Origin of the sequence: Prevotella lacticifex (genome assembly GCF_019973375.1) — a bacterium.
In the GTDB taxonomy this organism is placed as follows: Bacteria; Bacteroidota; Bacteroidia; order Bacteroidales; family Bacteroidaceae; genus Prevotella; species Prevotella lacticifex.
On sequence record NZ_BPTV01000001.1, the window covers coordinates 1135655 to 1155681 of the forward strand.

15 protein-coding genes are annotated in these 20027 nt (G+C 47.9%); 10 read left to right on the forward strand and 5 right to left on the reverse strand.

The genetic code is table 11. The annotated features are described in order from the left end of the window. The first annotated feature begins 101 nt into the window (after positions 1 to 101). The 5 genes from LDN30_RS04175 to LDN30_RS04195 all read left to right on the forward strand — a co-directional run bounded on the left by LDN30_RS04175 (position 102) and on the right by LDN30_RS04195 (position 8984). Positions 102 to 1451 (forward strand): substrate import-associated zinc metallohydrolase lipoprotein, encoded by a 1350-nt coding sequence (locus tag LDN30_RS04175; protein ID WP_223928781.1) that lies wholly within the window; start codon positions 102 to 104, stop codon positions 1449 to 1451. 26 nt (positions 1452 to 1477) lie between these two features. Beyond that, positions 1478 to 2854 carry a DUF4302 domain-containing protein gene (locus tag LDN30_RS04180; protein ID WP_223928782.1) on the forward strand — a complete coding sequence of 459 codons (1377 nt, stop codon included), beginning with the start codon at positions 1478 to 1480 and terminating at the stop codon, positions 2852 to 2854. Positions 2855 to 2939: 85 nt separating this feature from the next. Continuing rightward, a complete protein-coding gene (locus tag LDN30_RS04185; RefSeq protein ID WP_223928783.1) occupies positions 2940 to 4733 on the forward strand; it encodes a hypothetical protein in 1794 nt (597 codons plus the stop codon). 727 nt (positions 4734 to 5460) lie between these two features. Beyond that, positions 5461 to 5919, forward strand: coding sequence for an acyl-CoA thioesterase (locus LDN30_RS04190; protein ID WP_223925637.1), 459 nt, complete (start codon positions 5461 to 5463; stop codon positions 5917 to 5919). 827 nt (positions 5920 to 6746) lie between these two features. Continuing rightward, positions 6747 to 8984: a M6 family metalloprotease domain-containing protein gene (locus LDN30_RS04195; protein WP_223925638.1), complete on the forward strand. Its 2238-nt coding sequence runs from the start codon at positions 6747 to 6749 to the stop codon at positions 8982 to 8984. A gap of 33 nt (positions 8985 to 9017) precedes the next feature. Here the strand turns inward: LDN30_RS04195 and LDN30_RS04200 are convergent, their stop codons facing one another. Then, a complete protein-coding gene (locus LDN30_RS04200) occupies positions 9018 to 9470 on the reverse strand; it encodes a nucleoside deaminase (RefSeq protein ID WP_223925639.1) in 453 nt (150 codons plus the stop codon). A 147-nt stretch (positions 9471 to 9617) separates the two neighbouring features. Between LDN30_RS04200 and LDN30_RS04205 the strand changes: the two genes are divergently transcribed. The 3 genes from LDN30_RS04205 (at position 9618) to pyrH (ending at position 11761) form a co-directional block, all read left to right on the forward strand. Then, on the forward strand, positions 9618 to 9983 hold the full coding sequence (locus LDN30_RS04205) for a YraN family protein (RefSeq protein WP_223925640.1): 366 nt from the start codon (positions 9618 to 9620) through the stop codon (positions 9981 to 9983). 62 nt (positions 9984 to 10045) lie between these two features. After that, positions 10046 to 10861, forward strand: a complete 816-nt coding sequence (locus tag LDN30_RS04210; RefSeq protein WP_223925641.1) for a biotin--[acetyl-CoA-carboxylase] ligase — start codon at positions 10046 to 10048, stop codon at positions 10859 to 10861. A gap of 189 nt (positions 10862 to 11050) precedes the next feature. Continuing rightward, entirely contained in the window at positions 11051 to 11761 is a 711-nt protein-coding gene (pyrH, locus tag LDN30_RS04215) for a UMP kinase (protein WP_223925642.1), read from the forward strand. Between the two features lie 95 nt (positions 11762 to 11856). Here pyrH and LDN30_RS04220 read toward each other — a convergent pair whose 3' ends face one another. Next, entirely contained in the window at positions 11857 to 12600 is a 744-nt protein-coding gene (locus LDN30_RS04220) for a CDP-alcohol phosphatidyltransferase family protein (protein ID WP_223925643.1), read from the reverse strand. Continuing rightward, a complete protein-coding gene (locus tag LDN30_RS04225) occupies positions 12597 to 13289 on the reverse strand; it encodes a phosphatidylserine decarboxylase family protein (protein WP_223925644.1) in 693 nt (230 codons plus the stop codon). The genes LDN30_RS04220 and LDN30_RS04225 overlap by 4 nt, the downstream gene beginning before the upstream one ends. Positions 13290 to 13444: 155 nt before the next feature. Here LDN30_RS04225 and dnaE point away from each other — a divergent pair, with 155 nt between their 5' ends. Continuing rightward, positions 13445 to 17155 carry a DNA polymerase III subunit alpha gene (dnaE, locus tag LDN30_RS04230; protein ID WP_223925645.1) on the forward strand — a complete coding sequence of 1237 codons (3711 nt, stop codon included), beginning with the start codon at positions 13445 to 13447 and terminating at the stop codon, positions 17153 to 17155. 264 nt (positions 17156 to 17419) lie between these two features. Beyond that, entirely contained in the window at positions 17420 to 17734 is a 315-nt protein-coding gene (gene trxA, locus LDN30_RS04235) for a thioredoxin (RefSeq protein WP_223925646.1), read from the forward strand. Positions 17735 to 17903: 169 nt separating this feature from the next. Here the strand turns inward: trxA and tsaE are convergent, their stop codons facing one another. Both tsaE and porX read right to left on the reverse strand, forming a co-directional pair. After that, positions 17904 to 18314 carry a tRNA (adenosine(37)-N6)-threonylcarbamoyltransferase complex ATPase subunit type 1 TsaE gene (gene tsaE / locus LDN30_RS04240; RefSeq protein WP_223925647.1) on the reverse strand — a complete coding sequence of 137 codons (411 nt, stop codon included), beginning with the start codon at positions 18312 to 18314 and terminating at the stop codon, positions 17904 to 17906. Positions 18315 to 18455: 141 nt separating this feature from the next. After that, positions 18456 to 20006: a T9SS response regulator signal transducer PorX gene (gene porX, locus LDN30_RS04245; RefSeq protein ID WP_223925648.1), complete on the reverse strand. Its 1551-nt coding sequence runs from the start codon at positions 20004 to 20006 to the stop codon at positions 18456 to 18458. Positions 20007 to 20027 lie beyond the last annotated feature (21 nt).

Genomic DNA, 20027 nt, shown 5'->3' on the forward strand with positions numbered 1-20027 from the left:
CTTAAATGAAAGAGCCCTTCCCATCTCACCTTCGACCGTACAAAGTTCGTTTCGAAGAAGTAAGTTTTATAAGTTTAAGGATTTAATTGATCACTATAGATATGAAGAATCATTTAAACATACTGCTTGCAGCTTTCATTGTTGTCTTCACGGCAGGATTCACTGTTTCCTGCTCTGACGACGACCTTGGCGCAAGCATATTCAATACCGACCCGTCGCAGGACAACCTCGACAGGACTCAGTCGACATTCCCTCTCGACTCGTTCATCAAGGCGGAATATCTTGAGCCTTACAACGTAAAGTTCGTCTACCGCTACGATGATAAGGGTACCGACATGACAAAAAACCTTACTCCGGCACGCTATGACAAGAGTGTCGACTTGGCTGTGCTGACAAAGTATCTCTGGTACGATGTCTACAATAAGGTTTCCGGCGGTCAGGAGTTCCTGAAGTCATACTCTCCGCGTATCATTCAGCTCACAGGTTCGAAAAACTACAACCCCTCTCAGGGTACAGAGGTGCTCGGTGATGCCAGCAGCGGTGTGAAGATCAACTTCTATAATGTTAACAACCTCGATTTAAACGATATAGCAATGATGAATGAGTACTTCTTCAAGACCATGCATCATGAGTTTGCTCACATTCTCGACCAGACCTATATCCACCCGACAGCTTTCAACACCCTCTCGCAGGGCCACTACGATGCAGCCGGTTGGAGCGACCGTCCCGACTCTCTCTCGGCAGGTTCCGGTTTCACATCGAGTTACGCTTCATCGTCTACAACTGAGGACTGGGCTGAGACAATGGCCAACTACATCACCCGTGACACTGTTTCTTGGCATAATCTCCTGAACACCGCCTCTTACGATTGGGAGTCGTATGAGCTCGGTAAGTCTTCCGATTATAACGATAGTCTTAGAAACTATAATAATGCCCAGCCTAATGTGAAGTACGTCGACAACGGCAACGGCAAGAAGGATACTATCTATTACTTCTCCGGTAAGAATAAGGAGCGTGATTCTATCTACTATAATCTTCGCGTTCACGGCGTTAGCGCACAGGAGGTTATGGGATATCTGAAGACTACCACAAGCGGAAAGTACAATATCTACCGTAAGCAGATTGCACGTGATGCTAACGGACTGCCTATTCCTACAGCTGATTGGAAGCTGAATTACACCCACAATAGTGGTATCAACGGTAAGGACGTTATCCTTCAGAAGGTTGAGTTCGTACGCAGTTACCTTAAAGAGCACTATAATCTGTCGCTCGATGGGCTGCGTAAGGAAGTTCAGACCCGCACCTACGTCACCAATGCCGACGGCTCTTTCGTCTACGACAGGTTTGGAAATGTCGTCAACAAGCTCACTTATGCTCAGTCCGACGGCACCACGCTTATCGACGAACTGCGCCAGCAGGTTTACCGCTTTAACAGCTTGATTCAGAAGTAAAACCTCATAAATAAACACGAAGTATAATGAAAAAGATATTTTCTATATTTGCCGTAGCGCTTGCAGCCTTTGCTTTCGCTTCCTGTGCTGGTGATGAGGACGACCTCTTCTCCCAGAGTGCTGCCGAGCGACTCAATGAGGCTTCCGATCTCTATTCATCCCGTCTGACGGCTCAGCCCAACGGATGGGCCATGCAGCTCTATCCGACAACCAAGGACGAGGCTCCTTATGGCAACGGCTATCTTGTGCTGATGCGTTTCCATAAGAATCATCAGGTGGATGTATCGATGAATAACGTACTTACGAATAATGTCTATCTCAGCGACAGCTCATCATGGGACGTTATTACCGACGACGGCCCTGTTCTCTCGTTCGATACCCACAACGAGGCTCTCCATAAGTTCTCCGATCCTGACGATGTGCCTCAGACCGGTACAAGCGACAACCCTAACGATGAGACCGGTACAGGTATTGGCGGCGACTTTGAGTTCATCATCGTCGATGCTCCCGAGGATGCATCTTACATGATGCTGAAGGGTAAGAAGCGCGGAACGTATAACCTTCTCACCCCTGTTGAGGAGGGTGTCGACTATGAGTCATATCTAACTGATGTAAAGGGTTTTATGTCGAAGATGTTCCCAGCCAACTATCCGACATATAACCTCCTCCATGCTGCCGACTCTCTGTATCGTTTTGATGGTGCTGACGACGGTCTGCCAAGCATCTACCTTGATGGTGCTGACGCTATTACAACAGGAAAGTTTAACCCGTTCCTTATTACTAAGCGCGGCCAGGACTATTATCTGCGATTCCGTGACAAGGCTACATATAATGGATTGTCAGTGCAGGAGTTTCGTTACAGTCGTGACTCTGATGAGTTCGTGAGTGTCGACAACAAGGATGTTTACATCTCTGGTAACGACGCTATATCATTCTTCAACTCTTATCTTGGCACGTCTGCCCACCGTTGGGCGGTTACAGTATCGGCTAATGAAGATTTGAGCACGTTAATGTCTGACAGCTATTTAACTATCTTTAATCAGATATCCAATGAGTTCAAGGCTGTAAACAAGAATTACTATATTCGTTCATTATCGTTGAGAAATGATAATGGCGCGATAAAACTGAGTATCGACTATTCCGGTCGTGTTCCGGCACGTTATGTTGATTATAATCTTACAAAGACCGAGAATTCCGACGGTTCGGTGAAGTTTGAATATACCGGTTGTGATGATGCAGCTCAGAAGATTCTGAACCGTGTTCCGTCAATCCAGCAGATGATTGATTTGCTTTGTTCTTCCGATTATTCCATCAAGGGAGGAGATACCAATTTCAATCTTACGAATATTCGTCTTACTTCTAAGGCGGATGCCAATAACTGGATTATCTTTGGCATGAAATAATAATAATCTGTCCGTCGGAGATGGAAAAAATCTCCGGCGGACATAAGATAAAAATTCAATTATTCATTAATAAAACATTGAGGAAATGAAAAGAACATTACTTGCAATGTCTGCACTTTTTGTTGCAGCTACAGGATTTTCTCAGACAAGTGTTTTGAGCTCGCAGGCTAAGCAAGCTTCACTCCCACGTCTGAATGAAAGATTCCAGGTTGTCCGTGTCTCTAACAAGGCACCGAAGGTTAATCACTCTGCATCTACCGGTCTGTACTTCACTACACCGGAGGGCGGCTTCTATGAGGGCTATAGTCTCGAAGGCTCGGGCTATTATCTCTCAAAACTCGTTGTGCCTTTCAACACTCCAACTACTTTCGCTAAAGCTGGTACTGGTTCTTGGTCTCGTCAAGGCACACCAGTCTCAGCCTCAGATAATTACAACTTCCAGGCTCCTTATGGTGAGGGAATGTTTTATGGCCCAACCTTGATTCAGGGCACTGACTCTTTCTGTCTCGGTTCCAACAATATCTATACTAAGTTGCTGGATAATAACGATTCTCGTCTCTCTGATGCTCTAAAAGCTCAATTGACTGAGATTAGCTCTCCTTTGCATTGGGGTGTTATGGGTCCTGATTCAACAGCTCTTCTGTATGCTTGTGATGACCATGGTTCGTTTATTTACAATGGTACAACATATACAAATGGTGCTGCTTTCGGATTCCTGGACTCACATTATCTGTTCGGTTCCGGCTCAGTTGAAGAAAAGGGTAAGACATATACTTCTTACGCTATTGAGCAGTACATGGGCAAGACAACGGCTCCTCTGTATGTAGAGAACATTGTTACTGAGGGTCGTACCTCAGTCGCAGCTGGTCCTCTTACAAAGGGTGCTACTCTTACTGCTTATGTATGTGGTGTGACTCCGAACGCAAAAGATCCTACATCTTTTGATGCAGACCTTGATAATGTGTTAGACACTCTGACTGCCACTGCTTCTGATGCTCTCGATTTCCAGACAGCTGATAATGGAGGTGATATTGTTACTTATACAGGTCATCTCGTTTTCTCAAAGAAGACAGTTGATGAATTCGGTACTGAGACGACAGAGCCGTTCATCATTCCTGCAAACACACAGTTCGCTATCGTTGTTGATGGTCTTGACAAAGACGGTGTCAGCTATGGTATCGATGGTCTTCGCTTGAATGATGATGCTGATGCTAACGTTCAGAATGGTTATATCAGTGTTAAGACATCTGATGGCACTCATTATCACAACGCCTTCACTTTCTCTTCCCGTCTTGCAGCCAAGATTGCTCTCAACGCAATGTATGATGGTGCAAAGGCTCCTGAAAATCCAGGTGGTCTGTTCAAATTTGAGGATGCAAATCTGAAATATAACGTTGTTAGAATCTCTAATGACGGTAAGACCAATCTTACCGACGGCGCTACGGCATCAGTTTTCGATGATAAAAATGCCAACGGTCTGCCAGGTGCGCTCGTCGAGACTGTCCTCCCATTCTTCAATGCTGATGAGTCTGCGAACTATGATATCAAGGATCTTCCAGACTGGGTTTCAAATGTCAACGTAACTGTCCTCGATGATGAAGCAAAACTTTACGTGTTGACTTTCAACGCCCAGGCATTGCCGGAGGGCACAACAAAACGTGCAGCTACCGTTTATGTCGTTTCCGACAAGGGCGCTGTCTCTGATCCTATCTATCTGCTCCAGGGCGACGCTACCGTCGCTGACGGTATCAGCTCTGCTTCTGTTGAGAATGTTGGTAACAAGGCTGACTTCCGTACATATAACCTCGCCGGCCAGCAGGTAAGCAAGGCTTATAAGGGTGTCGTTATCTCTAACGGCAAGAAGTTCATTCAGAAGTAAGAAGATTAAATTACTTTAGATACACTCAAGTTTTATTTATTTAAAACTTAGAAGGCCGCCACCCGTTGAGGGTCGCGGCCTTCGTTCGGTTATATAGGTACCGTTTGCAATTGACTTTAGTATTTCCTGACTTAATAACTTTTGCCCGTGGATAGCCCCTAACCCTGCCTATCAATGCCCTGCAAAGAGATCACATTGGTAATGTTTTTGTGATGAAATGATTACGTTGGCAACACGCTGATTATTAATGTGCTGCACGCATCCACCGTTGGGGCTGGGTTTATCCCAGCCCTACCAGCAACGGACGAGAATTAAGGTAGATACTCCGCAGCATCGAGGGTGGGGATAAACCCCACCCCTACTTTAGATTGCTGCAAGCTTCTTAGCATAAGCGATGTTAGATTGCTGCAAGCTTCTTAGCATAAGCTGTTTACGCGGGTTGTTAGGTTGGGTTATGGTTCTTCCGTATATAATGCAACGATACGGTCTGACGACCAACCGGGTGGTCACAAGGGCCACCCCTGTAACCGCATTGTGCTGCTTGTTCGTTGGTATTGCATGGCTCTATACACTGTTTAATCATACTCTGCAAATGGTAATTCGGTTTTCTGCTACCTTGATATATCTTATCTATTTTCGTGTAAGGGTAAAGAATCTGTTTTTTCTTCTCTGTGTGCAAGATTTTTTGTAATTTTGCAACGATAAATTGTATAGGATAATTTTACCAATGGATAAGAATAGCAGCAAAGGCGTTGAGTTGTATTCCGACGTCGATTTTCATCATAAGTTTCCACTTCAGTTGAGGTTTTTCGATGCTGACCAGTTCGGACATATCAACAATTCGATTTATTTCCAGTATTATGATACAGCCAAGATGGACTATTTCACTCGCCTTGGCGTTCCTTGCGACCAGCGTCACGTGACGGTAACGGCGCATATTGATGCCGATTTCTTGGCTCAGGTGTACACCTCCGACAACAATATCGAGGTGCAGTCGGCTGTCACCCACTTAGGCAAGAAGAGCTTTGTGTTCGTTCAGCGCCTCGTCGACTCAAAGACCGGTGAGGTGAAGTGCATCGGCCGATCAATCATTGTCACCTTCGATCTTGTGAAGAACCAGTCGGTAGAGATATGGCCGGAATGGGTAGAGGCTATAAAGAAGTTTGAGGGCAGCAATCTCAAATAACCAATTTTCCCAACCTTTGAAATGCTGTTCTGCATTGTGAAATATCTTTACAGCATTTCAATACCTATCATTTTGGCTTCTGAAACGGTCCATTTCGCACTCTGAAACGGTCCGTTTCACAGTCTAAAACAGGCCGTTTCGCAACGCGAAAAGGTATGAATTGTAATGTGCTGAAAATCAGATTATAACAGACGTGTGACTGAATCGCGTGCTTTCTGAATTAATTTAACATTTCAGAATGTAACAAATTCCATATTTGTGTGGCATATTGTATTATTCGTTGCGGTCATCCGTGTCCTGTATGTCGATATGGGGAGTACAGATAAATCCCTCCTTGTCAGCAGCGGACAAATTAGTGATATATAATGATGTGTGGCATTATAGTTACATGTTGCGGCACACATCCACTGTAGTGGCGGGGTTTATCCCCGCCCTCGCAGCTGCAAGTATAATTTTGTGTTTGTGGTCTTAGGGCGGGGATAAACCTCGCCCCTACGTCGGATAAGTGCAGCACTTTGTTATATCTCGTGGTCTTCTGGCGGGGATTAACCTCGCCCCTGCGTCGGGGCGGTGCCACAATTCATCACACTCGTGGCCCTTGTGAGCCTTATGGCAGGCACGTAGACCCGCTCCTATGTCGGATTGACGTTGAAGTCCGATGCCGTTGCAATGCTCATCGTCGTACTGCGATGTGCTTTCTCTTATATCCCTGCCCATTGTTTCATTTTCTTTAATATTACTGCTTTGAAGTTTTAGCATCCATTATTTTGATATGTGTATTAATTGTACTAACTTTGCGAAGTTAATCACAAATTCATGAATTATCAATGAAGAAATTATTTTTATCGGCCTTGCTGTTAGCTTCAGCCCTGACGGCAGGTGCTGTCCGTCCGATGCATAAGCTCTTTCCTGTCAAGCAGAACGACGGATCGGTGGTAATGCTATATAAGAATGGCGACGGTCACCTTGCTTTCTACACTACTGAGGATGATAAGGTTGTTGTGCGTGATGCCAACGGCCGTTTGTGCTATGCCCAGCTCAACGCCAACGGTGAGCTGACGGCCTCGTCGATGGCCGTTCATAACCTCGCCGATCGCACGGCAGAGGAGACCGCTTTCGTATCAACTATTACCTTGCGTCCCACCGACGATGCCCTGCAGCCGTTGCTGTCGGCCGATGCCACCCTCGTGCGCCGTCTTGTGAAACGCGCCGGCAACGCCTCGACGAGCGACGGTCTCGGCAAGTTCGGTACTAATTCGGGTGGTGCCGTGCCGAGCAACGGTAACATTACCATTCCTGTAATCATGGTCGCCTTTCAGGATCAGGCTTTTAAGGCCGACCATACAGTGGAGAAAATCTCACGTTATTTCAACGAAGAAGGTTATCATGAGGACAATGCTTACGAGGTCGGTTCAGTGAAAGACTATTTCAAGGCCTCGAGCATGGGACATTTCGTACCGACATTCGATGTTGTGGCTAAGGTCACCCTCGGCCATCCCTATGCCTATTATGGTGCCAACAGCTCGTCGGGCAGTAACCGTGGTGCCGGTGACGTGCGTGCATTCCAGATGGTGAAGGATGCTATAGCTGCGGCAACAGAGCAAGGTGTAGATTTCAGCGCGTATGAGGTTGACGGGACTATTCCTAACGTGACTATCATGTATGCCGGATTAGGTGAGGCTACGGGCGGTGACGAGAATACCATCTGGCCTCACGAATTGGACTTAGGCTCTTATTATGGTAATATCGGCGGCCATACATTCGGTTCATATTTCGTAGGCAACGAAATGTATAACGAAAACAATATTATGGGAATCGGCGTTTTCTGCCACGAGTTCAGTCACGCCTTAGGACTTCCCGACTGGTATGTCACCGACTACAGCTATTCGAACGACTCACCCTACGGCTACTGGTCCGTTATGGACGGTGGGGAGTACAACGGTGAAAGTTATGCGCCGGTAGGCTATACAGCATACGAGAGAAGTTTCATGGGATGGTTGGACATTAAAGAACTGCAGGATGCACAGTCAGTGACCCTTGAGAATCCAAAGAACAACGATGCTGCATACGCTGTGATGTTTCGCAATCCTCTGAACAATAATGAGTATTTCATTTTAGAGAATCGCCAGCCTGACACTTGGTACTCGTCGCAACTCGGCTCCGGACTGTTGCTGACACATATAACATATGGTTCGTCGGCATGGTGGGGAAATACCGTCAACAATAACCAATTGAGAAAACGGTCGATGGTAGTAACTGCCGACGGAAGCAAGATCGGAAGTGTATCTACGGAGTCTTCATACGGTAATTCTGCTCACCTCTTCGGAAATGGCGTGAACTATTTGGAATCGGTGAATCTTTATAACGGGACAAAGTATTCCAATTTCCCATTCTACAAAGTTGTAAAGCATAACGATGGGACGATAACCTTCAGCTTCAAGGATGGAACACTGAACCCTTCGACGATTGCAAGCGATGGCCGGACATTTGAAAAAGTGACTGACCTGTCGCAGATTTCATCAGGCGACAGCGTAATCTTTGTTAATGAGGCAAACAACGCAGCTATCGGACTGTCGCAGCAGGGCAATTTTATGTCAGTAGCTAACATTGATGTCGATGGCTCGAAAGCCTATGGGAATGCCGACGTTCTTGTGTTTGGTGTGTTGAAATCGTCAAAGAGCGGCAATCTCGGATTCCATTGCGATAAAGGCTACCTTAGTGCGACAAGTTTAGGACTGGCATTGTCGAAGAATACGACAAACGCTCTCTCTGCACTGACATTCTCTGACGGTAAAGCATCGGTGAAATTTGTCGGGACATACAAACGCTACCTCGGATATGCCAATCCTGAGACATATTTTACAACATATACTTCTGACCAGGGCGACATGCAAGTTTACCGGATGATAAAAGCTACTAATGGCATCACTACAGTGGCTACCAACAGTGAGAGAAATGCTGACAACCGTATCTTCACTCTCGGAGGCCAGTATCTCGGGACATCGCTAAACGGTTTACCGAAAGGTGTATATATTCAGAACGGCCGAAAGGTAGTAGTGAAATAATGATATTCGGAGGCGGAGTGGGGCAGAAAAACCCTACCGCCGCTCCTTGAAAAACCGCAACATAAGGTCACGGCAATCGTCAGCAAGGACGCCTGCCGTGACCTTTGTCTTTGGATGGAGCACCAACGGCGCGAAGGTGCGGTAACCACGCTTGATGTCGGGCGCTCCGTAGACAACGCGGGCCATCTGCGACCAGCCTAAGGCTCCGGCGCACATCGGGCACGGCTCGACGGTGACGTAGAGGGTGCAGTCGGTAAGGTATTTGCCGCCGAGACTGTTGGCAGCCATCGTTATGGCCTGCATCTCAGCGTGGGCCGTGACATCGTGGAGGGTCTCAGTCATGTTGTGCGCACGGGCTATAATCCTGCCACGGCATACCACAACGGCCCCAATCGGTATCTCGCCCTCCTCGTATGCCGCCTCAGCCTCCTGCAAAGCGCGGCTCATGAAGAACTCATCCTTCTTCTCCTGCTCTTCTGTACTCATATTTTTTTCTTTCTTTTTATTGCAAAAGTACAGAAATTATTTGGAAAAGCTGTAGCGTTTTAGTAACTTTGTGGGATGAATAGCGGGGGCAGTGAATCGCCTGATTCACCATGCTGACCTTCGTAACCTTCTATACGACTCTAAATTATGGCTTTACATAACGACTTAGGACGATGGGGTGAGGATGCCGCTGCCGCATACCTTGAGCAGAAAGGACTGCGGGTGCTGGCCCGTGACTGGCACTACGGCCACCGTGATCTCGACATCGTGGCCACCGACGACGATGGGCTCTGCGTCATAGCAGAGGTCAAGACGCGCCGTGACGAGAAATATAACGATGCCGACAAGGCCGTATCGCCACAGAAAATAAGGTCGCTGTCGATAGCCGCCAACGCCTTTGTGAAGACCTATCATATTGATGTGGAGGTGAGATTCGACATCGTGACCGTCGTGGGCACTCCGGAGCACTACGAGGTGAGACATGTGGAGAATGCTTTCCTGCCTTTCGTGTGATTTCGTAGTGAGTTGGTGATGCGTGGATGCTGGTATGTTATTGATTCATAAGCTAATAGACAATGAATATAAAACCTATTATCAACAAATTGTCAGGAATCTTCTCGTCGAAGGATGAAACTGAGAAGATTATCCATCTGCCGACTGTCGACAGTACGAACAATTATCTCATGGCTTACAAGCCGGCTGCCGGTGAGGCTATGACAGTTGTCATGGCTGATGACCAGACGGCCGGACGCGGTCAGGGCACGAACCACTGGGAGAGTGAGGCGGGCAAGAATCTTACGTTCTCCATCCTCGTCCATCCTGTGATGGTCCCCGTCATGCGTCAGTTTCTGCTGTCGGAGGCCGGGGCTCTCGCCGTGTGGGAGGTCCTCGGCGAATATCTCGGAAAGGACGATGTGACGATGAAGTGGCCCAACGACATCTACTGGAAGGACAAAAAGATTAGCGGAACGCTGATAGAGACGAGGCTCGGCGGCGGCCATGTGAAGGACTGTGTCTTCGGAACGGGTATCAACGTCAATCAGGAGCGGTTCGTCAGCGATGCCCCTAATCCCGTTTCGATGAAGCAGATTCTCGGTCATGAGGTTAAGGTCGGGGAGGTTCTCGACAAGATTTTGGCTGCCTTCAGAAAGTATTATTCGGCCATAGAGAATGGCGAATATGCTGCTATATCAGAGATTTACCACTCCGGTCTGTACCGTTCGCACGGTTTCCACCGCTACCGTGACAAGGATGGCGAGCTGGTGGCCGCCGTCGTGGAGGTCGAGGATGACGGCACACTGATTCTGCGTGACAAGGAAGGTGTCATGCGGTCGTACAAGTTCAAGGAGGTCAGCTTCTTGTCTGACGACGGTGACGCTGCTGCGGAGTGACGCTTACACATATTATATATATAGCGTGTGGCGGAACGAAGTGTCGGATTGGATTATAATAACAGTAATAATGTATATAGATTCAGCTGCCAACGGGCATGCCTGAGGTGCTGACGGCACCGCCGCGGGCATGTAATATACTGATAGTCAGTGTCCCTTAGGCTGTGAATCGTTTTTGAATTTAGAATTATGGCAAGATTCAAAAGAATCCTCCTGAAACTCTCCGGCGAGAGCTTGATGGGAAAACAGAGTTTCGGTATCGATCCGGAACGGTTGGGCGACTATGCCCGTCAGATTAAGGAAATCCACGACATGGGCGTGGAGATTGGTATCGTTATTGGCGGCGGAAACATCTTCCGTGGTCTCAGTGGCAGTCAGAAAGGCTTCGATCGCGTCAAAGGCGACCAGATGGGTATGTGCGCAACGGTCATCAACTCGCTCGCACTCAGTTCGGCCCTTGGTGCCATTGGCGTAAAGACAAAGGTCATGACGGCCATAAGAATGGAGCCTATCGGTGAGTTCTACAATAAGTGGAAGGCTGTGGAGGCAATGCAGAACGGATATATCTGTATCTTCTCAGCAGGCACGGGAAATCCTTATTTCACTACTGATACCGGCTCAAGTCTGCGCGGAATAGAGATTGAGGCCGACGTTATGCTCAAGGGCACGCGCGTCGATGGTGTCTATACCGCTGACCCTGAGAAGGATCCGACGGCCAAGAAGTTCACTGAGATAACTTATAATGAAGTCTTGGAGCGCGGTCTGAAGGTTATGGATCTCACGGCTATATGCATGTGTCAGGACAATAACCTGCCCATCTATGTCTTCAATATGGATGTTGTAGGCAACCTAAAGAAGGTTATCGACGGTGAGGAGATAGGAACGCTGGTACACAATTAATACCGATAAACGGGAAAAGGCTTAAACGTTTGTGGGCTGTCTGTAGTACACAAGCGTTTAAGCCTTTTCTTATCTCGTTTCGTAATTTTAAGCCGTTATCCTTCTTTTTGGGCCTTTTTGCCGTTCAGCTGGGCTATGACGCAGATTATGAGGTATAGCGCAATGACCGGTGCCCAGGCCTCAAGGAATCCTTTCCATCCGTGGGCGATGATGGCAATGATGAATATTGCCGCTGCCGTGGCTACAAAGGAGTAGCGCAGCTGGTTGCCCTGCCATCCCCAATGCTTGAACTTCAAGGCGAACATCGGTAACTCGCTGATAAGCAGCCAACTGCTGAAGAATACACCGATGACGACAATGGGCATAGCCCACTCCCGTGTTTCGATTACCGGCTGCATGCCGATGAGCAGTCCACCCCAGAAGAGTGCGTTGGCAGGCGTTGGCAGTCCGATGAATCCCATTGCCTGACGTGTGTCGAGATTGAACTTCGCCAGGCGCAATGCCGAGAATGCCGCCATGATGTAGGCCACGAAAGGCAGTATCGTGCGCAGTCCCTCGACAGCTGACGGATAGTTCATAACGCCCAACTCGGAGAAAATCATCGTCGATGGAGCCACGCCAAAGGTGACGTCGTCAGCCAGAGAATCGAGCTCCTTGCCTATCGGTGAACTGACGTGGAGGGCGCGGGCACTCATTCCATCGAAGAAGTCGAAGACCGCACCGATTATTATCCATGTCAGAGCCATGGTGAGATCGTTGCAGAATGCAAAATATGTGGCTATGCAACCGGAGATGAGGTTGCAGCACGTTATCGAGTTTGGTATATTCTTTTTTATCATTTCAACTTGGCTATTACCGTTTGGTCACCGGTCGTGGGCTGTCCCATTTTTACGCAGACCTCTGAGCCGACAGGGAGGAATACGTCGACACGGCTTCCAAGTTTGATAAATCCTAAATGCTCGTCAATGAAGCACTCCTCGCCTTCCTTGGCGTAGGTGACGATACGGCGTGCTACGGCTCCTGCAATCTGCCGACAGAGGATGTCGACACCGCCGTCGGTAGTGAGCATCACGTCGGCGTGCTCGTTCTCCTCACTGGCCTTGGGAAGCCATGCGCGGTGGTAGTTGCCGTCGAAATGACGCACAAATTTCACCTTGCCGTCAACGGGAAACCAGTTGGCATGGACATTGGTGATGCTCATGAAGATAGAGATCATCAGGCGTTTGTCGTGGAAATACTCGTTCTCGTCGACCTCCTCAATGACGACAATCTTACCGTCGGCGGGAGCCACGACGAGCTTGTCGGTGTCCTCGGAGGGGAAATAGCGTATCGGACAGCGGTAGAAATTGACTACAACTCCGTAAACTGATCCGAAGACAATGAGGAAAATGATGAACGGAATCTTGGTGGAGAAACCAAACCAGAGAAGCAACGCGATGAGCACGATGAGTATGGCACCATAGAAGAGCTGGTCGCGGCCTTCGCTATGGAATCTTATCTTTTTGAGTTTCTTTATTCTTTTTACCATGATGGTGGATTTTCTTTTGGTTAATCGATATTTTGGCTCTCTGCCAATTCAGCGATGCAAAGGTACAAAATTTTTTCGGGATGACAAATTTTTGATTTATTCTTTTGGCAGTGTCGGTATTTTGCAGTACCTTAGCACTCCAATTGAATTGAATTATGGAAGATTTCGTACATCTGCATTGTCATACTCATTATTCTATTCTTGACGGACAGTCGAAGGTTACCCATCTTGTCGACAAGGCTGTCAAGAATGGCATGAGGGGTATGGCTATCACCGACCACGGAGTGATGTTCGGCATAAAGGAGTTTGCCGATTATTGCGCTAAGATAAATAAGGACAGAAAGAAAGAGGGACTTGAGCCTTTCAAGCCCATCTATGGCTGCGAGATGTACGTTGCCCATCACAGCATGCTCGATAAGGTTAAGGAACACGGCGACAACGGCGGCTACCACCTTATTGTATTGGCAAAGAACTATAAGGGTTACAAAAATCTTATCAAACTCGTCAGCCATGCATGGGTGAAGGGCTACTATTATAAGCCCCGTACCGACCGTTCCGAACTGGAGAAGTACCACGAGGGACTGATTGTGCTCTCGGCGTGTATTGCCGGTGAGGTGCCGTCGAAAGTCCTGAAAGGCGACATCGACGGTGCTCGTGAGGCCTGCCAGTGGTATCATAACTTGTTTGGCGATGATTATTATCTTGAGCTCCAGCGCCATGAGGTGAAGGACCCGAATCTCATTGCCAACAGGGAGACGTTCCCCCTGCAACAGAAAGCAAATGAGGTGCTTATCCGTTTCGCCAAGGAATATGGCATAAAACTCGTCTGCACCAACGACTGCCATTTTGAGGATAAGGAGACTGCCGAGGCCCATGACCACCTGCTCTGTCTGGCCACAGGAAAGGACCTTAACGATCCGAACCGCATGCGATACACGAAGCAGGAGTGGTTTAAGACGAGGGAAGAGATGAACGAGGTGTTCGCGGATATCCCTGAGGCCTTAACGAATACGCTGGAGGTGCTCGACAAAGTGGAGTTCTACAGCATCGATCATGGACCTATTATGCCGTTCTTCCCGATTCCGGAATCGTTTGGTACTGAGGAAGATATAAGGAAAAAATATACAAAGGAGGAACTGCTGAAGGAATTCTCGTCCGACGAGAATGGTGAGAATACCCTTCCCGAAGAGGAGGGAATGAAGAAAATAGAGTCGCTCGGAGGATGGGATAAGGTCTACCGCATTAAGTTTGAGGCCGAATATCTGAGTCATCTTGCGTATGAGGGAGCAAAGAAGCGGTATGGCGATCCGCTGTCGGACAACGTGAAAGAGCACATCAACTTTGAGCTTCACGTGATGAAGACGATGGGTTTCCCAGGCTACTTCCTTATCGTTCAGGACTTTATCAATGCTGCCCGCAACGAGCTCGGCGTGATGGTGGGACCTGGACGTGGTTCTGCTGCCGGTTCCGTAGTGGCTTATTGCTTGGGAATAACGAAGATCGACCCACTGAAATATGACCTGCTGTTTGAGCGTTTCCTCAACCCTGACCGTGTCAACCTGCCGGATATTGATACCGACTTTGATGACGACGGACGTGGAAAAGTGCTGCGATGGGTGATGGATAAGTATGGATGGGACAACTGTGCCCATATCATTACCTATTCGACAATGGCCACAAAGAACTCCATAAAGGACGTGGCGAGAGTGGAGGGTCTGCCGCTCGATATTTCCAACAGTCTCTGTAAGGCCATTCCCGACAGACTGCCCGATGGTATGAAGATGAACCTTGCCAACGCCATAAAGTGTACACCGGCATTGCAGGACGCTGAGGTGAGCATGGATTCCAGGGAGAGCAATACTATCAAATATGCCAAGATGCTCGAGGGAACAATCCGCGGTACGGGTATTCATGCCTGTGGATTCATCATCTGCCGTGACCCGATAAGTGACTGGGTGCCAGTGAGTACTGCCGACGACCCTGACTTCCCCGGGATGAAGTGTAATGTCACTCAGTATGACGGACACGTTATTGAGTCGACAGGACTTATCAAGATGGACTTCCTCGGACTGAAAACTCTGTCGGAGTTGAAGGAGGCCGTGAAGGTTATCAAGGAGACTACGGGCGACGAAGTTGACCTCGACAATATTCCTATTGACGATGATCTGACATACAAACTGTATCAGGAAGGAAGAACGATTGGTACGTTCCAGTTTGAGTCGGCGGGAATGCAGAAGAATCTTAGGGAACTGAAACCGACTGTCTTTGAGGATCTTATAGCTATGAACGCCCTCTACCGGCCGGGACCTATGGATTATATCCCGTCGTTTATCCGCCGAAAGAATGGTCTGGAACCGATAAAATATGATATTCCTTGCATGGAGAAATACCTCAAGGATACCTACGGAATCACTGTCTATCAGGAGCAGGTGATGCTCCTGAGCCGTCAGCTTGCAAGCTTCACCCGTGGTGAGAGCGATGCTCTTCGTAAGGCTATGGGTAAGAAGAAAAAGGCCATTGTCGACGCGATGAAGCCTAAATTCATCAAGCAGGGAACGGCAAACGGCTACGACCCAAATATCCTTGAGAAGATATGGAGCGACTGGGAGAAATTCGCCAGTTACGCCTTCAATAAGTCGCACGCCACATGCTATTCGTGGGTGGCATACCAGACGGCATATCTGAAGGCTCACTACCCGGCTGAATATATGGCTGCACTGATGACAAGGCGTTTCGACCAGAAAACGGAAATATCGAAGCTGATGGAAGAGTGTAAGGCTATGGGCATTGCAACGTTAGGACCAGATGTCAACGAGAGCCGCAGCTCTTTTGCAGTGAATAAGAAAGGCGAGATTCGCTTCGGTATGGCTGCCATCTCGGGAATGGGCGGTGCCGCTGCCGATGCTATCGTTGAGGAACGCGAGAAGAACGGTCCGTTCAAGGATATCTACGATTTCGCACAACGAATCGATTTCACACGCGTCAACCGTAAGGCCTTTGAGAGTCTTGCTTACAGCGGAGGTTTCGACAGTCTGGGTCTTCAGCGCGAACAGTACTTCGGCGATAATGGCAAAGGCGGGAATTTCCTTGACACTCTTGTGCATTATGGACAGGAGTTCCAGCATGAGAAACAGGAACAGATGAACTCGCTCTTCGGTGGTGAGGATGTGGAAATAAAGCATCCGATACCTCCTAAGGCTGAGAAATGGCCGGTCATAGAGAAGCTCAATAAGGAGCGCAACCTCGTCGGAATATACCTTTCGGCCCATCCACTCGATGAATACCGTATTATCCTTGAGAACATGTGCAACACACGGTGCAGGGAGATAGGACGTGACTCCGACAAGGAGGAACTTGCCAAACGGGAAGAACTGACATTCGGCGGAATAGTAACAAATGTTACGGAGCGCTTCTCGCAGAAGACGGGCAAGCCGTTCGGCTTCGTTACTATTGAGGATTTCGACTCGTCAGGTGAGATTGGAATCTTCGGCAACGACTGGTCGCGGTGGAACGGAATGCTGAAGAAGGACTACTCTGTGTTCATTACCGCCAAGTGCGTGCCCAGATTCCGTGATGCTAAGGTTTATAATATTAACATCCAGAATGTCGAACAGCTCTACGATGTCAAGTCGAAGCGGTTGGAGAAACTGACAATCTCTATCGACACGAAGAAGTTTGAGCCGACAATGGTAAACGATTTGGAGGAGATCCTGAGCGACAGTCCGGGCTCTACGCAGCTGTATTTCAGACTGCGAAGTGACGATGGCGACGTGCTCCTGCATTGTGCCAAAAAGTCAGTGAATGTCGATAATAAACTCATCACGTACTTGCAGAGCAACGATGCTATGGAGTATAAGATAAATTGACGCCGCCTCCGACGTGCTCTGACAGTCAATGCTGCCGACGGTTCGGCCTTGTCCTGACGCTACGGCAGTCGGTTTTGGCTGATGGCCTTGTCCTTACAGAATCCTCCAATCGCTGAATTCAGATGGTGGTTCATAGGATATCGTCATACTGTCCATCCGTAATTGGCGAGTGACATCTGTAGGAGCGGAAAAGTGAATGGCACGGTATTTGTACGAAAAGAATAGCAATAATATAATTGTATAACCCTTAAAGAAAGAATTAAAATGGAAGTTGTAATCACAAACGAGAACTTCGAGAGTTATAAGAATGGCGATCAGCCATTGGTAGTTGACTTCTGGGCTACATGGTGTGGTCCTTGCCGCATGGTAAGTCCTATCATTTCGGAACTGGCCAACGACTATGATGGCAAGATTGTGGTAGGTAAGTGCAACGTGGACGAGAACGATGACATCCCTGTCCAGTTCGGAATCCGCAGCATCCCGACAATCCTGTTCTTCAAGAACGGCGAGCTCGTGGATAAGTTCGTTGGCGCAGCGCCAAAGGACGTTCTCGACGAGAAGTTCAAGGCTCTCCTGTAATAACTTGGAATAGTAAAGGGCATGGTGAACGAAAGCGTTTGCCATGCCCTTTTCTGTATCGTCCGGGAGTTAAATTTCTTCTGATGGAGTTTATGCAATGAGGCTATTATGCTGACTTTCCGATAATGAAACTACGTTGTCGTAAGCATCCACACGGTCGGCGAAGCATTTAAAACTCTATTGTCCGCGTCTTATCGTCGTTTACTTTAATCGTTACTTTCGTCGCATCTTCCGGCAGAATGTCCTCAATTAGTTCCGGCCACTCCATGAGGCAGAGGTTCCCGCTGTCGATATAGTCCTCATACCCCATGTCGTACACCTCGTCGAGCTTCTTTATCCTGTAGAAGTCGAAGTGATATATCGGCTCACCGTTGCGGTCGGTGTATTCGTTGACAATGGCGAAAGTAGGTGATGTTATCACGTCCTCAACGCCAAGTTCCTCACAGAGAGCCTTGATGAATGTTGTCTTTCCGGCTCCCATCTCTCCATAGAAGGCAAAGACGTTTCCTTTGCCCATGTTCTTAATGAATTCCTTTGCTGCCTCGTGAATGTGGTCGAGGTCCTTTATTTCAATTTTCATAGTCCGTTTTGCTATATTGTTGACTTCAAAATTAGTTTCTATTTTGCTCCATTATGAAGTGTTCAGTTATCAAAATTAGGAAGCATTGTGAACGATGTTGACTCCTAAACTATTGATAATTATGCTGTTGCCTCAGTGGAATTACCGCTTTCTTCCCTTCATCGTTATCAGTGGAATAATCATTTCCTCCATTGAGATTCCGCCATGCTGGAAAGTGTCTTTGTAGTAGCTGACATAGTAGTTATAGTTGTTCGGGTATGCGAAGAACGAATCTCCCATCGCGAATACATAACTTGTCGAGATGTTTGGCGACGGCAGTTGAGCCTCAGCCGGATTGTGAATGGCGAACACATCCTTGGCGTTGTAGCTGAGATTCTTTCCCAACTTGTACCTGAGGTTAGTGTTTGTGTTTCTGTCACCGATAATCTTCAGAGGTTGTGTGGCCCGTATCGAACCGTGGTCGGTAGTGATTATAACCTCATAGTCGCTCTGTGCGAGCAGTCGGAAGAGGTCGGACAATACCGAATGGCGGAACCAACTGAGCGTTATGCTTCTATAGGCGCTCTCGTTGTTGGCCAGTTCCCTTACCATTTTCATTTCCGTTCTGGCATGTGACAGCATGTCGATGAAGTTGATAACAACCACGTTCAAGTCATTCTGATGGAGGTTGTTAAATTCCTTCAGCAGTTTTTCGCCAGCCGACGACTCATTGATTTTATGGTATGAATACTTGTCGTGGCGCCTGTATCTCTCTATTTGAGTGCCGATAAGCGGTCCTTCGTTAAGATTCTTTCCTTCCTCCTCATCCTCATCAACCCAGAGGTCGGGGTACATTTTTGATATCTGCAGTGGCATGAGACCGCTGAAGATGGCGTTTCTGGCATATTGAGTTGCAGTGGGAAGAATAGACAAATACAGATCCTCATCGATGTCGAACATATCGCCAATTTCCTGCGACAGTATCCGCCACTGGTCATATCTGAAGTTATCGACGACGATGAGGAACACCTTATTTCCCTTGTCTATCTCCGGGAATACCTTTCTTTTGAATATCTCCGGTGATATCAGCGGCCTGCCTTCGTTGTTCTTTATCCATCCGAGGTAGTTCTTAGCAATGAATTTCCCGAAACCGTTGTTGGCCTCCTCCTTCTGCATGTTCAGCATCTCTGTCATGTTGCTGTCGGCGCTTGAGAGCTCGAGCTCCCACCTTACGAGTTTCTTGTACACATCTTTCCAGTCGTCGAACGTGCGGCAGTCGCCAATCTCCATCGCCAGTTGCTGATATTGCTGCTGATAGCTTGTCTGCGTCACCTCAGTAACTATCTCCCGCCGGTGGATATTCTTCTTTAGCGTAAGCAGAATCTGGTTTGGATTGACCGGTTTTATCAGATAGTCGGCAATTTTCGAGCCTATTGCCTGGTCCATGATGTTCTCCTCCTCACTCTTGGTGACCATCACCACTGGTGTGGCGGGCTGAATCTCTTTTATCTGTTGCAGTGTTTCCAGTCCCGACAGTCCCGGCATCTGTTCGTCGAGCAACACGAGATCGAAAGTCTGTTGCCGACATTGGTCGATGGCGTCGGGGCCGTTGCTGACGGTGACGACCTCATATCCTTTCTTCTCAAGGAAGATGATGTGTGCATTCAGCAGTTCTATCTCATCATCGACCCAAAGTAATAATCCGTTGCTCATTATTGTTTCCTTTCCTTTTCT

Coding starts and splice junctions, on each gene's coding strand:
- trxA (WP_223925646.1), top strand. CDS start 17,420: ATGGAAGTTGTAATCACAAACGAGAACTTCGAGAGTTATAAGAATGGC.
- LDN30_RS04205 (WP_223925640.1), top strand. CDS start 9,618: ATGGCTTTACATAACGACTTAGGACGATGGGGTGAGGATGCCGCTGCC.
- dnaE (WP_223925645.1), top strand. CDS start 13,445: ATGGAAGATTTCGTACATCTGCATTGTCATACTCATTATTCTATTCTT.
- LDN30_RS04200 (WP_223925639.1), bottom strand. CDS start 9,470: ATGAGTACAGAAGAGCAGGAGAAGAAGGATGAGTTCTTCATGAGCCGC.
- LDN30_RS04175 (WP_223928781.1), top strand. CDS start 102: ATGAAGAATCATTTAAACATACTGCTTGCAGCTTTCATTGTTGTCTTC.
- LDN30_RS04220 (WP_223925643.1), bottom strand. CDS start 12,600: ATGATAAAAAAGAATATACCAAACTCGATAACGTGCTGCAACCTCATC.
- LDN30_RS04210 (WP_223925641.1), top strand. CDS start 10,046: ATGAATATAAAACCTATTATCAACAAATTGTCAGGAATCTTCTCGTCG.
- LDN30_RS04185 (WP_223928783.1), top strand. CDS start 2,940: ATGAAAAGAACATTACTTGCAATGTCTGCACTTTTTGTTGCAGCTACA.
- porX (WP_223925648.1), bottom strand. CDS start 20,006: ATGAGCAACGGATTATTACTTTGGGTCGATGATGAGATAGAACTGCTG.
- LDN30_RS04190 (WP_223925637.1), top strand. CDS start 5,461: ATGGATAAGAATAGCAGCAAAGGCGTTGAGTTGTATTCCGACGTCGAT.
- pyrH (WP_223925642.1), top strand. CDS start 11,051: ATGGCAAGATTCAAAAGAATCCTCCTGAAACTCTCCGGCGAGAGCTTG.
- LDN30_RS04195 (WP_223925638.1), top strand. CDS start 6,747: ATGAAGAAATTATTTTTATCGGCCTTGCTGTTAGCTTCAGCCCTGACG.
- LDN30_RS04225 (WP_223925644.1), bottom strand. CDS start 13,289: ATGGTAAAAAGAATAAAGAAACTCAAAAAGATAAGATTCCATAGCGAA.
- LDN30_RS04180 (WP_223928782.1), top strand. CDS start 1,478: ATGAAAAAGATATTTTCTATATTTGCCGTAGCGCTTGCAGCCTTTGCT.
- tsaE (WP_223925647.1), bottom strand. CDS start 18,314: ATGAAAATTGAAATAAAGGACCTCGACCACATTCACGAGGCAGCAAAG.